The organism is Rhizobium sp. 768_B6_N1_8 (assembly GCF_051811225.1).
GTDB lineage: Bacteria > Pseudomonadota > Alphaproteobacteria > Rhizobiales > Rhizobiaceae > Rhizobium.
Genome location: NZ_JBPWPV010000002.1, coordinates 170346 through 184027 on the forward strand (window position 1 = coordinate 170346; position 13682 = coordinate 184027).

Genomic DNA, 13682 nt, shown 5'->3' on the forward strand with positions numbered 1-13682 from the left:
ACCAGCCTATCGACCAAGCGCGGCCAGACGTCGCTCCTGCCGCAGGATCAACCGCTCGATCTCCTCGATCGCAGTCCTGGAAAGCGGTGTGCCGGGGCGGCGCTGCGCCGAACTGCGGATTGCGCCGCGTCGCGCAAGGACGTGTTTGCGGGCGCCGAGCCCGATGCCCGGCTGCTGCTCGTAGCGAACGAGCGGCAGGTAAGCATCGAATATGTCCTGTGCCCGGTCAATGTCTCCCGCAGCAGCAAGTGCACAGACCTCGACCATCATTTCAGGGTATCCGAAGCCGGTCATCGCACCATCCGCACCCCGCGCAATTTCCTCAGGCAGGAAGATGCCGCCATTACCGCAGAGAATCGAGACGCGGCGGCGGCCATTGACTTCGGCTTCGCGGAGCGCAGTGATCTTTGCAAGCCCCGGCCAGTCTTCATGTTTGATCATGACGATGCTCGGGCAGGTTTCGATAATGCGGCCAAGGCTATCGTTGCTGATCGACACGCCAGTGGATAGTGGAAAGTCCTGCAGCACGACGGGAACGTCGCTGCCGAGCGCGTCCACGATCTGCTGATAATAGCTTATGATCTGCTCGTTGGTTTTCAGATTGCCGGGCGGCGCCACCATGACGCCCGCCGCCCTGAGATCCATCACAGCCTTGGTCAATTCGCTGATTGCCGCAAGCCCCGGCGCCGATACGCCGACGACGACGGGCTTGCCTGCGGCGCGTGCGAGTGTTTGTCTCGTCACGGCCAGGGCTTCCGTATAGGTCAGCTTCGGCGCCTCACCCATCATGCCGAGAATGGTCAACCCGTCGGCGCCTGCCTCGAGATAGAAGTCGGTGACGCTGTCGACGCTCGCAGTGTCGATCGCTCCGTCTTCGGCAAATGGGGTTACAGCGATGACGTAAACGCCCTTGCTGCTGGTACTGATCAGGGACATTGGATGATCCGTTTTTAGCGAGTGGCAGGCCTGTGACGTCTTCTGTGAACGCGTGTCGCTGATGCTGCACGCCGTCTCAACGAAAAAATTGTCGGAGGGAGTTGCGCCATTCTTGTTTTGGTATACCGTTGATATTCCAATCGCATGAAGTGAAATCGAATGTCAACGATCCTTATCTCAGGCGCAAATCGAGGCATCGGCCTCGAGCTTGCCCGGCAGTTTGCGGCAGACGGCTGGACGGTCCTCGGAACCGCCAGAGATCCGTCCACCGCGTCCGAACTTGCCAGCATATCGGGCGCAGAAGTGTTTACCCTGGATGGCACGCAGAGGAGCTCGATCGAGGCTCTTTATGTCGATCTCGATGGCGTTCCGATCGATGCGTTGATCGCCAATGCTGGTATTGCGGTCAATCTCGAAGCCAAACCGGCAGAGGTGACGCAGGAGGACTTTTTGAAGGTGGTCGAGACGAACACCTTCGCACCGCTTGCGCTTGCTGCGGCGCTGAAACCGAATCTGCTTGCGGGAAAGCTCAGGATCGCCACCGCCATGTCGAGCCTGATGAGCTCGATCGGCGCCAATGACTGGGGAACGCAATATACCTACCGCGCTTCCAAAACCGGCCTGAACGCAGTTTGGTCGGCATTGGCGAGGGAATGGAAGGACGACGGGATTATCTGCACCTTGTTGCGGCCGGGTCTTGTCGCGACCCGGATGACGAACTTCAACGGCATCGCCGTGGAAACGAGTGTGGCCGGCATGAAGAAGGTCGTCTCGGGGCTGACGATTGCCGATTCCGGCCGCATCATCGGCTATGACGGTACCGATGTGCCCTGGTGAGAAGGAGGATAGCGACGCGATGCCAACTGTATTGATTACCGGAGCGAATGAAGGGCTCGGTCTGCAGCTTGCGATCCAATACGCGACGATCGGCTGGGAGGTGATGGCCGCCTGCAGCGATCCCCTCGACACGCGCCTGTCTGACAAATTCGGAGAGCTCATCATCGATTTGCGCTACAACGCTCTGGAGGAAGGCTCGGCGCGAAACCTGGTCGACTGCCTTGACGGTCGCGCCATCGACGTCGTCATTCTGAATGAAGGCATATCCGACGAAGACCGCCTGCCGCCCGAAGCGATCACCTTGGCGCACTGGCGGCCGATCATGGTCGCAAACACGTTCGCGCCGCTTCATCTCGCGAGCTTGCTGGAACCAAACCTTAGGAAAGGCGAGCTCAAGATCCTTACGGCGGTGTCGAGCCATGCTGCCTCGATCAGCAGGTTCCAGGAGCCGCGCCGCTTCGCCTATCGCGCATCCCAATCCGCTCTGAACCAGATGTGGCGCAACCTGTCGGTCGAATGGAGATCCTGGGGCTGCATCTGCCTGCTCCTCGAACCTGGAAAGTTTAGCGTTTCGAACGCCGACGATCAGGGCCTCCCCGATACTGATAGCGTTGCAGCTGGTTTTCGGTCCTTAATAACGGCAGCAAACCGGGAACACAGCGGCAGACATTGGGCCTATGACGGAACGCCGATACCGTGGTGAGGCCTGCTGCCCGATCCCGTTCCAGCGCGATTCTGCCAATTCTAGACATCGTCGAGCCCTCATGCAGACTTGGTGCGAAGTTTTGAGAGGAAGTCTTCAAGACGAAACTATCGGATGAGATTAACAGGCGCTCGGCAGATTGATCAGAGTCCTTGCCGGATCTAGGCGGGGCACTGTAGGGAAGGTTCTGCACGGAGAACGTCATGGGCAGGACAATCAAACGAGACGCAGATCTACTCATCACTGATGAGAAAGAGCCGGTGAAACACAGGCTGCGCGAACGAGGCGCCGCCGAACGCCCGGTGGAGCTCGACAATTTCCTGAATTTTCTGGCCCGCGCGATGCTGCATCCATCTGCTTCGACGATGGCGAGCTTTGTCGCGGGTAAAGTCTTTCAAAAGCTTGAACGCACGGGAACGCTGCGCGACAAGCGGCCCCACGATACCGGAATCCCCTCCGGCCTTGAGGCCGCGCTTCAAAACGCAATCGCCGCTCGAGACATTTACGCCGAGGTCGCGCAGAGCGTTTGGCGCCTCGCTGATGCGCTCGTATGGATCAGAGGCAGAAGTGGACCATTTGCCAGCCTGAATTTTGAGAGGGCCCATGCACACAGCGTGATTGTTGGCCCAGGCGGCCTGGAAGACCGGGCGGATATCCGGGTCGGCCTCACTTACATGGAGCCCTATAGCCGTTTTCCGGATCACGTGCAGCGGTTTTCACGGGCTTTCCTGCTGCTTTCTCCCTGCGAACTTTCAATAGCCGGAGAGAGCTGGTTTTCGACCGGAATAGGTGGCGTCTTTGCTGCTGAAGCGGGACAGTCATTTGCCATGCGTTGCACCACCACTCCGCTTCTCGCGGTCTGGTGTCACGTTGAAGAGATAGGAAGGTGAATAGCAAAATGCTGACGCATCCGAACCTCCCCGCCTCGCGCGCCAGGCCGTTCAATTCAGCAAATTTACCTGGCCATCTGCCAATGGGTGTTTCTCTGTCGCAGCAGCGCTCCAGATAATAACAAGGCGAAGGCACATTGATGCCGGGAAGCCGCTAATTGAGGGAGACGTTCCATGACTGCACCGCATCCTCCAAGAACCCATATCGGCAATCATCCCCTGCATCCGGAAACCCAGATGCTGAACTATGGCTATGATCCGGAACTCTCCGAAGGCGCGGTCAAGCCGCCCGTCTTCCTGACGTCCACGTTCGTTTTCAACTCCGCCGAAGACGGTCGCGATTTCTTCGATTACGTCTCTGGTCGGAAAGAGCCGCCGGAAGGCAAGGGGGCCGGCCTCGTCTATTCGCGCTTCAATCATCCAAACAGCGAGATCATCGAAGATCGTCTGGCGGTCTACGAGCGGGCCGAGAGCGGGGCGGTGTTTTCATCGGGCATGTCCGCCATCGCCACGGTCCTGCTTGCCTTCGTCCGTCCGGGAGATGCCATCCTCCACTCACAGCCGCTTTATGGCGGGACGGAAACATTGCTTGCGAAAACCTTCCTCAATTTTGGCGTTTCTGCCGTGGGTTTTGCCGATGGCGTCAGCGAAGTCTCGGTAAAGGCATCCGCCGAGGAGGCAATGGCCAAGGGCCGCGTCTCGGTCGTCCTCGTCGAGACGCCCGCAAACCCGACCAATAGCCTTGTCGACGTCGCGATGATCCGGCGGATTGCCGATGTGATCGGTCAGAAGCAGGGCCATACACCTGTCGTCGCCTGCGATAACACGCTGCTCGGCCCGGTCTTCCAGCGCCCGATCGAGCATGGCGCAGACATTTCCCTCTATTCGCTGACCAAATATGTCGGCGGACATTCGGATCTGATCGCCGGGGCAGCGCTCGGCAGCCGGGCGCTCATCAAGCAGGTGAAGGCGCTTCGCGGCGCAATCGGCACGCAGCTCGATCCGCATTCATGCTGGATGCTCGGGCGTTCGCTCGAAACGCTGCAGATCCGCATGGAGCGGGCCAACAGCAATGCGAAGGCGGTGGCGGATTTCCTGAAGCAGCATCCCAAGGTCGAGACGATCCATTACCTTCCATACAGCGATCCCGATTCCGCTGTCGGCAGGACATTCGCGGCCCAGTGCAGCGGCGCTGGTTCGACATTCTCCTTCGATATCCAAGGCGGCCAGCCAGCCTCGTTCCGGTTTCTGAACGCGTTGAAAATCTTCAAGCTTGCCGTCAGCCTTGGCGGAACGGAATCCCTGGCATCGCATCCGGCAACCATGACGCATTCCGGCGTGCCGGCCGAGGTGCGCCAGCGTATCGGTGTCCTCGATGCAACGATCAGGCTGTCGATCGGTATCGAACATCCAGATGACCTCATTGCTGATCTCACCCTGGCGCTCGATGCAGCGTAGGCCTTGTCGCCAACTCGCAATCATATGAGGGCCGCATCAGCACCGTTGAAACCATCAGTCCGCTGATGGCCGCGACCGCCATCGGCGCCCTGAACTCGACGCCGATCCGGTGGCCGAGAGCCGCCGGCAGCATACCCGCCACCATCGCTAGCGTCGTCATGATGATCGGGCCTGGCCGCTCGGCGCAGGCTTCGATGGTCGCCTCGGTGTGCGGCGCCCCCCAAACTGGGCTCTTGGCCGGCGATAGCCGTTCTTTTTCGTAAGCATTCCGTACGAACGCCACAATGGGAACTGGTGTTCGAAAGACGTGCTGGCAACAGTTCCGCTCGATGGTGGCGGGAAATGCGCGCGCAGCCATTGCCCTCCGGGCGCGTCGCGCCATCTGATTGTTCCTGGCAACAGCTTCACAGGAGAGACAGATGGCATCGAACGAGGGTCGCATCAGACAACGTGCTTACGAGATCTGGGAACGGGAAGGTCGGCCACAAGGCGAGGACCTGAAGCATTGGTTGCAGGCCTTTCAGGAAATCGCCGCGAGCGCCGAGACGGACGGTCAGTCTGCCAAGAAGCCTCGCTCCAGAAAGGCCGCGACGACTGACGCTCCTGCGAAGCCGAAAGGCGCAACGAAGGCTAAAGGCGGTGCCCAGAGCGTTCCGACGACAACCCCACCGTCGAAGCCGACCAAGGCATCCGGGAGCGTCACCAGGCACTGAGCCGATCTGGCCGATGTCAAGCGCCGATCTGGAGCGCGTACAACGCGTTTGTACGGATCACTTCCGACAACGGGACTTGTCGGAAGTCCTGAACTCACGCCCCGAAATGCGGTTGCCGATCACCGTGGATAAGTGAATTCGCCAGGAAACCTGGGCTCTTCCACACGTGGCTGTCCGCCATCCGACAATGGCAGGAACGCGGAGGGTTCGGCCAGGTAATCGGTATTGACAGAAAACCTACTAGAAGGTAGGCAATGTGCACTTCATTAATTCTGGCGCGTCATGCGGAAGACGTGCTTCATTATCTACCGACTAGTAGGTAAGGGTGCCAAACTTTGCAAGGCGCCTTCCAACTTAACCCAAACAACCGAGATCGACTATGACGACAAATTCTCTCACAGGCCTCGGCTCCTCCACTGCGGGTAGCCCAGCTACCGCGCAGCAGAAGGCGATGGTGAACTATGACGACTTCCTGCAACTTCTCATCGCGCAACTGAAGAACCAGGATCCGACCGACCCCGTGGATGCTAGTCAACAACTGGCGCAGCTCGCCAGCTTCTCGCAGGTCGAACAGACGATCCAGACGAATCAGAAGCTGGATGCCCTGCTGACAGGCTCCAGTCTCGCCCAGGCCGGCAGTTACATCGGCAGCTACATCGAAAGCGCAGACGGTACGGTCAAAGGGACGATTGCTTCCGTCAAAATCTACAGCGACGGAATCATAGCCACGACGACGGAGGGCGGGAAGATTCTCGTCCAGCCGGGTGTCAGCCTCTCGCAGCCAAGCGGCAGTAGCGCTGCAGCCATCGAATGATCCTGACTGTCATCGAGGTTCTTTGAACCCCGGGAAAGATATGTCGGGCAAGCCCTTGAGGGAGTGCCCGATAGATCTGCGAAGTTGATCGTTGAACTGTTGCCTCCGGCGACAACATGGGGCCTTTCTCATCGGGCGCCTCCTCCTCAAGCAGATAGCCAAGGATACGGGAAATCACCCGGCCAACCATACTTGTTGCCGTATCGATGCGACTATAGCGGCTCTCTGCCGCTGGGAAGGAAGTATGACCGTTGAGGTTCTTTTGCCGCTGTTTCTATTCGTTTTCACGGCGACCATCACACCTGGTCCCAACAATTAGAATGGAATGTGGGATTGACAATCTTCCTACTAGAAGGTAGGCAAGCGTGTATGAGTAGTCTTTCGAATACCTATGACGAGATCCTGAACAGTGCGGAAAAGCTGATCGTATCAGGCGGCTATAACGGGTTCAGCTATGCCGACATCGCTGCCGTTGTTGGCATCCGTAAGGCCAGCATCCATCATCATTTTCCAAACAAGGTCGATCTGGTGCGTGCTCTTGTTACCCGCTACCGCGTAAACGCCGAGACTGGCTTGGCCGAGGTCGAAAACAAGTTTAGCGATCCGCTCGAGCTGCTGAAGACCTATGCCGGTTTTTGGGCCCAATGCATCGAGGATGCAAGCCGTCCCTTTTGTGTCTGCGCGCTTCTTGCAAGCGAGCTGCCGGCCCTTCCTTTGGAGGTCGCGGTCGAAGTGCGTGCCTATTTCCAACATCTCTCCGGATGGCTGACATCGGTCATCGAGCGTGGTGATCAGCAAGGAGCCCTGGTGATCTCTTGCCCGGCGCGCGTAGAAGCAGAGGCTTTCATGGCCACCGTCCATGGCGCAATGCTGTCGGCCCGAGCCTATGGAACGCCTGCTGTCTTTGATCTGATTCTCGAGCCAAGTCTTCAGCGGCTGCGGCCGCGGTGATCTAATTCCCGGCGACGGGGCGGCGCGCGTCGACGGGAAAAATGCGTGGTAAAACAGCGTCGTCGAAACTCCCAACTAGTAGGTAAGGAACCTCAAATGTTGCGCAGACTTCTTCCAGTCATCATGGTCGCCGGCTTGGCTGGCCTTCCAGTAACGCTTGTTTCGCCGGCCTCCGCTCATGCCGAAGAAAAAAAGGCCGTGCTCAACATCCGGGGCAGTGTTGTCAACCTCGCCGATTCCACCTTGAAGGTGAAGACGCGCGAGGGAGAAACCGTTGACGTCGCTCTTGCCGACGACTGGCAGGTCGCCAGTGTCGCTAACGCGAAGGTCTCCGATATTAAGCCCGGAGACTATGTGGGTATCGCCTCCCTGCCGAAGGATCAGGGCGGAGACGGCGCTCTCGAAGTTCTGATCTTTCCACCTGCGCTCAAGGGAGCCGGCGAGGGAAGCTTCGGCTGGGACCTCAAGCCGAACAGCAGCATGACCAATGCCACCGTCGCCGATTCGGTCAAGGACGTCGACGGGCGCACCGTTACCGTGTCCTACCATGGCAAGGAAAAGAAGATTTCCATTCCGGACGGTACTCCGGTCGTGACCATCGCCCCGGCAACCAAGGACGATCTGGTCGCAGGAGCGGTCGTGTTCATCCCGGCTGAGAAGGCTTCAAGCGCGACCGTCGCGCATCGCGTTATCGTTGGCAAGAATGGCGTGGTGCCCCCCATGTGAGCCACGTCGCCGCCGGTCAGCTTCCGCCCATTGGCCGACCGGCGGCATCCAGCTCCTCATTGCAACAAGCAACAATCCAGCCGGACCGGAGGCCGCATCCGTGAGCGACAGTCCCGACAACGACAATATGCAATATCCCCGGACCCAGATGATCCATCGTCATTCCCTGGTCACGCGGCTGACGCACTGGCTGAACGTGATCTGCCTGAGCGTCCTGCTCTTGAGCGGATTGCAGATTTTCAACGCTCATCCCGAACTTTACTGGGGGCACTATGGCGCAGACGGGGATCCATCTGTGCTGACGATCGGCTCGAGCGGACAGGGCGACGATATGCGCGGTTTCGTCCGGATCGCAGGTGTCGAGGTGCCGACGACCGGTGTCCTGGGCGTCTCGACCTTTGAGGGAGATCCGACGCCGCGGGCGTTTCCGGCCTGGGCGACGATCCCGTCGTTTCAGGATCTCGCAACCGGCCGCCGCTGGCACTTCTTCTTTGCCTGGCTATTTCTCGTCAACGGCATTTTTTACCTCGGCTTCGGTGTCCTGACCGGCCATTTTCGACGTAACCTGGCCCCGGCGCGCAGGGACCTTTCCCCGCGTCATCTGTGGCACGAAATCCTCGACCACGCGCGTCTGCGCTTCCCACAAGGGGAACAAGCAAAGCACTATAACGCACTCCAAAAGCTCACCTACCTCGCCGTGATCGTCGTCCTGCTGCCGACGATGTTGCTGACCGGCCTGACAATGTCCCCTGGCTTTGATGCCGTCGTGCCGGCCCTGGTGGACGTTTTCGGTGGGCGTCAGTCGGCGCGCACGATCCACTTCATGACCGCAACGCTTCTCGTACTCTTCGTGCTCGTGCATGTGGTGATGGTCGTGCTGTCGGGAACCTGGAACAACATGCGCTCGATGATCACGGGTCGCTATGCCATCAGAGAGAAAGGTCCACATTCATGACGCGTAGCTTCCTCACCCGCAGGCGTTTTCTGATCGGCAGCACGCTCGGCGCCTCCGCACTCACGCTCGCCGGCTGCGACATACCGGAACAGAATACGGCTGTGGGCAGCATTATCCGCTCGGCCGAAAATCTGACGATGAAGGCGCAAAGACTGCTGCAGGGGCGGGATGCTCTGGCCCGCGAGTTTGCCGAGACGGACATTTCTCCGTCTTTCAGGGTAAACGGCACGAGCGCGCCGGATGGTGAGGACTATGCCGAACTCGTCGAAGGCAAATTCGCAAACTGGCGATTGAAGATCGACGGCCTCGTCGATCGGCCCCAGGAATTCTCTCTCATTGACCTCAAGAGGCTTCCGGCCCGCACTCAGATCACCCGTCACGACTGTGTCGAGGGGTGGAGCGCGATCGGGAAGTGGACGGGCGTACCGCTTGGGGCTGTCTTAAGCTCGGCAGGACTGAGGCCCAACGCGCGATTTGTTGTCTTTCACTGCGCCGACGAGTTGGAGAAGACACTCGATGGAAGTGGCCGCTACTATGAGAGCATCGACCTCATCGACGCGTTCCATCCTCAGACCATCCTTGCCTATGAAATGAACGGGAAGGATCTGTCCGTCGGACATGGCGCGCCCCTGCGTCTGCGAGTCGAACGGCAACTCGGCTACAAGCAGGCCAAGTACATCATGCGCATTGAGATCGTCGACAGCTTTGCGGGTCTGTGGGGCGGTCATGGCGGTTTCTGGGAAGACCGGGGCTACGAGTGGTACGCGGGGATTTGAGCGATCCATTACGCTCATACGATGATCGCCTTGTGTTGAAGCCGTCCGGAAGGGCGGACGTTGGATCTTTGCCTCCAGCCACTCAAAGCCAGTTGATCCGCTTGAGGATCATCAGCGTCGCAACCGATATGATCGCGACGAAGGCAACGATGATGATGAAAGCCCAGGTGTCGTTGACACCGGGGATGCCGCCGACATTCATGCCGAAAAGACCGGCCACGACGCTCGGCGGTAGCAGCAGGGCAGCGAGTGCGGCGAGACGATTGGAATTGCGGGCAATCCGCTCGCTGATGACCGTGGACAGGTCGTCATGAAGAATGCCGGTACGGTCACGGATGGCGTCGAGATATTCGATGAAGCGCATCAGCTTGTCGATGACCTCGCGGAAACGCAGCTTATCACGCTCCTTCAGCCACGGCGCGTCGTCATGTTCGATACGGTTCAAGGCGTCGCGCTGAGGGGCAAGGTAGCGGCGAAGCTGAACGGAGCGGCGGCGAAGCTGTTTCAGCCGCTCGCGTACTTCGCTCGCTTCGCCGTGAAAGATCAATTCATCCAGCTCGTCGACCTCTTCGTCCATTGTGTCGAGCACCGGCTCGAGGTCGCGGACCAGCTTTTCGCTGACGAGAGCAAGAAGTTCGCCCGTCTGTTTTGGGCCTTTGCCTTTGTCCAGAGCAAGGCGAATATCGCGTAAGGCAGTTATATAGTGGCCGCTGTCGCGCAGGGTCACCAGCCTGCGTTCGTCGGCCCATATATGAAGGGGAACGAGATCGATTTCGGCGGGCCCGGCTTTCGCTTCTTCCGGCGGCGCAGCACAGACGCCGCGAAGAATAATCATGAGTCCGTCATCGATATTTTCGACGCGCGGGCGTGACTCCTCCTGCAGCAAGGCGTCGGCGACCAGCGGATCGAAGCCGCCTCTCGTCGTGACCCATTCGGCAGCGGCCGGATGATCCCGCTCGAAATGCAACCAGACGACGCCGTCATCCGGCGTCCACCGACGCACTGCTTCCATATCAAGGGTGCGACAGCCGCCGTTGCCGTCAAGAAGCACGGCAAAACGCAAACCCGGCTCGGCGCCGTAACTTGCAACGCTCACGACCTGCTCGTGCATGAGTAACCTCCAGCTGCCAAAGCCCACCTCCCGTAAGCGCAGAGCAACAGCTTAGCGAGTTGCTGCCGGGCGGCAAGACGGTCAGTGTCTTGAGAACAAGCTGCGGCGTTGTGAAATCTTGGGATGGTCAGATCGGTGCGATCTCGTACTTGGCCGGTCATGGTGACCACCGGGTCTGTCGCCGGATACATTCTACCTTCAACCGATCTCTTACCGGCCGCGGCTGATGCTCGCATACATGCCGGTCGTGCGAAATTCGGTCGGCGTGATGCCGTAGACGCGCCGGAAGACCTTGGCGAAATAGTTTGCATCCTCGAAGCCGCACATGATCGAGACTTCCTTGACCGGCAGGAAATCCGCCTTGGTCAATAATTTTGCGGCGCGCTGCAGGCGCTGCTGCAGGACATATTCGGCGGGCGGCACGCCTTCGCTTTCGGCAAAGCTGCGCGAGAAGTGAGCGCGGCTGAGGCCAACGATCGCTGCAAGCTCGCTGACCGGCAGCGGTTTTTCCAGATTGGCGTTGATATGGTCGGTCACCGGTTGCATGGCGCTTTGTTCGGCCATGGAGGCCGAGGCGCCGAAGATGTCATCATAGAGCGCCATGGCGGCTTCATAGGCGACCGCCGAGGCTGAACCTGGCGTGTTTGCACCTTTGACGAGGCGCAGGCTGCAGTCCGCCAGATGATCGATGGTCGATTGCTGTAGCTTCAGGACCGGGCCCGCCAGGGCCAGCACCATCTTGTGGATGCGCAGCGTTTCTTCGCCATTCATTGAGATCCAGAAATATTCCCAGCGCTCTCCCTTTTCCAGCCAGTAGCGATGATTGTGCGGCACGAGCACCATCATCGTGTCTCCGCTCTGGAGCTTGTAGTTGCGATTCTGGTAGCGTAGGCGGCCGGTGCCGCTGATCGTATGCTGCAGCACCGTGAAGGGCGTCAGGCCGCGCTTTCTGCCATCCCAATCATAGGTCTCGTTTTCACGCACCTCGTAACCGGCGCTTGTCGGCATCGCATGCAGGCGCTGGCGTCCGCGCGGCAGCGAAACGGTTCTCATCGACTGGCCGTTGGCGATCAAATCCTGCAGCACAAAATTACCCTCGAAAGCATAATCCTTCTCTGGCCGCTCCTGCGAATATGCGCATAATCCTTTTCCACAAGAGGAAGAGATCGCGGTCGAAAGAACGGCCGGGAGGAATACAGGCACCATTTTCCGGTATTTTCAGACGGTATGCGCAAGCACGCCGCCTGGCCCTCCTTAGCTGTCTTTCTACCTAGCATTTGATCGGATCGAGGTGAAGGATATGAGTTTCAAAATCGCTATTATCGGAGCAGGCAGCGTCGGCTTCACCAAAAAGCTGTTCACGGACATTCTCTGTGTGCCGGAATTCAAGGACATTGAATTCGCGCTGACCGACCTCAGCGAACATAACCTGCAGATGATCAAGGCAATTCTCGACAAGATCGTCGAGGCAAACAAGCTGCCGACGAAGGTGACGGCGACGACAGATCGTCGCAAGGCGCTGGAAGGCGCGCGTTATGTCATCAGCTGCGTACGTGTCGGCGGCCTAGAAGCCTATGCCGATGATATCAGAATTCCCCTGAAATATGGCATCGACCAGTGTGTCGGCGATACGATCTGCGCCGGCGGCATTCTCTATGGCCAGCGCAACATCCCCGTCATTCTCGACTTCTGCAAGGATATCCGTGAGGTCGCTGCACCGGGTGCGAAGTTCCTGAACTATGCCAACCCGATGGCGATGAATACCTGGGCGGCTATCGAATATGGCAAGGTCGATACGGTCGGTCTCTGCCACGGGGTCCAGCATGGCGCCGAACAGATTGCCGAAGTGCTCGGCGCCAAGTCACAGAGCGAACTCGACTATATCTGCTCGGGCATCAACCATCAGACCTGGTTCGTCGATCTGCGTCTCAACGGCCGCAGGATCGGCAAGGACGAGCTGATCGCCGCCTTCGAGGCGCATCCCGTCTATTCGCAACAGGAGAAGCTGCGCATCGACGTGCTGAAGCGCTTCGGCGTCTATTCGACCGAGAGCAACGGCCATCTCTCCGAATACCTGCCCTGGTACCGCAAGCGGCCGGAGGAAATTACCCGCTGGATCGACATGTCCGACTGGATCCACGGCGAGACTGGCGGCTACCTGCGCCACTCGACCGAGACCCGCAACTGGTTTGAGACGGAATTCCCGCAATTCCTCGCTTCGGCCGAAAAGCCGATCGATCCGGACAAGCGCTCCAACGAGCACGCAAGCCACATTCTCGAGGCGCTGGAAACCGGTCGGGTCTATCGCGGTCACTTCAACGTCAAGAATACAGGCGTTATCACCAACCTGCCATCCGATGCCATCATCGAGTCGCCCGGCTTCGTCGATCGCTTCGGCATCAACATGGTCTCCGGCATCACCATTCCGGAAGCCTGTGCTGCGACCTGCATCTCGTCGATCAATGTCCAACGCATGTCGGTGCATGCAGCGATTTCCGGCGATATCGATCTCCTGAAGCTCGCCGTGCTGCACGATCCGCTGGTCGGTGCCGTCTCGACGCCGGAAGAGGTCTGGCAGATGGTCGACGAGATGGTCGTTGCCCAGGCCCGCTGGCTGCCGCAATATGCGCATGCCGTGCCAGCCGCCAAGGAGCGGCTCGCCAATTCCAAAGTCAAGACGAGAGAGTGGGAAGGGGCCGCGCGCCGCAATGTCCGCTCAATCGAGGAGCTTCGCGTTGAAAAGGCGGCGCTGAAGCAAGCCGTCTAAAATCAGGATGAGGGAGGCTGCGGCGGCTCTTCGGGAGGAAGGTCG

General features: G+C 59.1%; 15 protein-coding genes. 11 read left to right on the forward strand and 4 right to left on the reverse strand.

What is annotated here, in order from left to right; all coding sequences use genetic code 11:
• Window positions 1–6 precede the first annotated feature (6 nt).
• Window positions 7–936: a dihydrodipicolinate synthase family protein gene (locus AB8B33_RS25055; protein WP_439017420.1), complete on the reverse strand. Its 930-nt coding sequence runs from the start codon at window positions 934–936 to the stop codon at window positions 7–9.
• Between the two features lie 159 nt (window positions 937–1095).
• Here AB8B33_RS25055 and AB8B33_RS25060 point away from each other — a divergent pair, with 159 nt between their 5' ends.
• The 4 genes from AB8B33_RS25060 (at window position 1096) to AB8B33_RS25075 (ending at window position 4824) form a co-directional block, all read left to right on the forward strand.
• A complete protein-coding gene (locus tag AB8B33_RS25060) occupies window positions 1096–1773 on the forward strand; it encodes an SDR family NAD(P)-dependent oxidoreductase (protein ID WP_439017421.1) in 678 nt (225 codons plus the stop codon).
• A gap of 19 nt (window positions 1774–1792) precedes the next feature.
• Window positions 1793–2476 carry an SDR family NAD(P)-dependent oxidoreductase gene (locus AB8B33_RS25065; RefSeq protein WP_439017422.1) on the forward strand — a complete coding sequence of 228 codons (684 nt, stop codon included), beginning with the start codon at window positions 1793–1795 and terminating at the stop codon, window positions 2474–2476.
• A gap of 203 nt (window positions 2477–2679) precedes the next feature.
• Complete coding sequence (locus tag AB8B33_RS25070) at window positions 2680–3366, forward strand: dimethylsulfonioproprionate lyase family protein (RefSeq protein WP_439017423.1); 687 nt, start codon at window positions 2680–2682, stop codon at window positions 3364–3366.
• A gap of 174 nt (window positions 3367–3540) precedes the next feature.
• Window positions 3541–4824 carry a cystathionine gamma-synthase family protein gene (locus AB8B33_RS25075; RefSeq protein ID WP_439017424.1) on the forward strand — a complete coding sequence of 428 codons (1284 nt, stop codon included), beginning with the start codon at window positions 3541–3543 and terminating at the stop codon, window positions 4822–4824.
• Here the strand turns inward: AB8B33_RS25075 and AB8B33_RS25080 are convergent.
• Window positions 4799–5266 (reverse strand): efflux RND transporter permease subunit, encoded by a 468-nt coding sequence (locus AB8B33_RS25080; RefSeq protein ID WP_439017425.1) that lies wholly within the window; start codon window positions 5264–5266, stop codon window positions 4799–4801. The genes AB8B33_RS25075 and AB8B33_RS25080 overlap by 26 nt on opposite strands.
• Between AB8B33_RS25080 and AB8B33_RS25085 the strand changes: the two genes are divergently transcribed.
• The 6 genes from AB8B33_RS25085 (at window position 5244) to AB8B33_RS25110 (ending at window position 9759) form a co-directional block, all read left to right on the forward strand.
• On the forward strand, window positions 5244–5537 hold the full coding sequence (locus AB8B33_RS25085) for a DUF2934 domain-containing protein (protein ID WP_439017426.1): 294 nt from the start codon (window positions 5244–5246) through the stop codon (window positions 5535–5537). The two genes, AB8B33_RS25080 and AB8B33_RS25085, sit on opposite strands and share 23 nt — an antisense overlap.
• Before the next feature lie 379 nt (window positions 5538–5916).
• On the forward strand, window positions 5917–6351 hold the full coding sequence (gene flgD / locus AB8B33_RS25090; RefSeq protein ID WP_439017427.1) for a flagellar hook assembly protein FlgD: 435 nt from the start codon (window positions 5917–5919) through the stop codon (window positions 6349–6351).
• 369 nt (window positions 6352–6720) lie between these two features.
• Complete coding sequence (locus AB8B33_RS25095; RefSeq protein WP_439018845.1) at window positions 6721–7302, forward strand: TetR/AcrR family transcriptional regulator; 582 nt, start codon at window positions 6721–6723, stop codon at window positions 7300–7302.
• Between the two features lie 96 nt (window positions 7303–7398).
• Window positions 7399–8028: a hypothetical protein gene (locus AB8B33_RS25100; RefSeq protein ID WP_037097565.1), complete on the forward strand. Its 630-nt coding sequence runs from the start codon at window positions 7399–7401 to the stop codon at window positions 8026–8028.
• Window positions 8029–8155: 127 nt separating this feature from the next.
• Window positions 8156–8983, forward strand: a complete 828-nt coding sequence (locus AB8B33_RS25105; RefSeq protein ID WP_439018846.1) for a cytochrome b/b6 domain-containing protein — start codon at window positions 8156–8158, stop codon at window positions 8981–8983.
• Window positions 8980–9759, forward strand: a complete 780-nt coding sequence (locus tag AB8B33_RS25110; protein ID WP_439017428.1) for a molybdopterin-binding protein — start codon at window positions 8980–8982, stop codon at window positions 9757–9759. The genes AB8B33_RS25105 and AB8B33_RS25110 overlap by 4 nt, the downstream gene beginning before the upstream one ends.
• 82 nt (window positions 9760–9841) lie before the next feature.
• On the opposite strand, the gene AB8B33_RS25115 is transcribed toward AB8B33_RS25110, so the two are convergent.
• Together AB8B33_RS25115 and AB8B33_RS25120 are read right to left on the reverse strand one after the other, a co-directional pair.
• On the reverse strand, window positions 9842–10870 hold the full coding sequence (locus AB8B33_RS25115) for a CorA family divalent cation transporter (protein ID WP_439017429.1): 1029 nt from the start codon (window positions 10868–10870) through the stop codon (window positions 9842–9844).
• 210 nt (window positions 10871–11080) lie between these two features.
• On the reverse strand, window positions 11081–11956 hold the full coding sequence (locus tag AB8B33_RS25120) for a helix-turn-helix domain-containing protein (protein WP_439017430.1): 876 nt from the start codon (window positions 11954–11956) through the stop codon (window positions 11081–11083).
• Between the two features lie 214 nt (window positions 11957–12170).
• Between AB8B33_RS25120 and AB8B33_RS25125 the strand changes: the two genes are divergently transcribed.
• Entirely contained in the window at window positions 12171–13637 is a 1467-nt protein-coding gene (locus tag AB8B33_RS25125; protein WP_439017431.1) for an alpha-glucosidase/alpha-galactosidase, read from the forward strand.
• Window positions 13638–13682 lie beyond the last annotated feature (45 nt).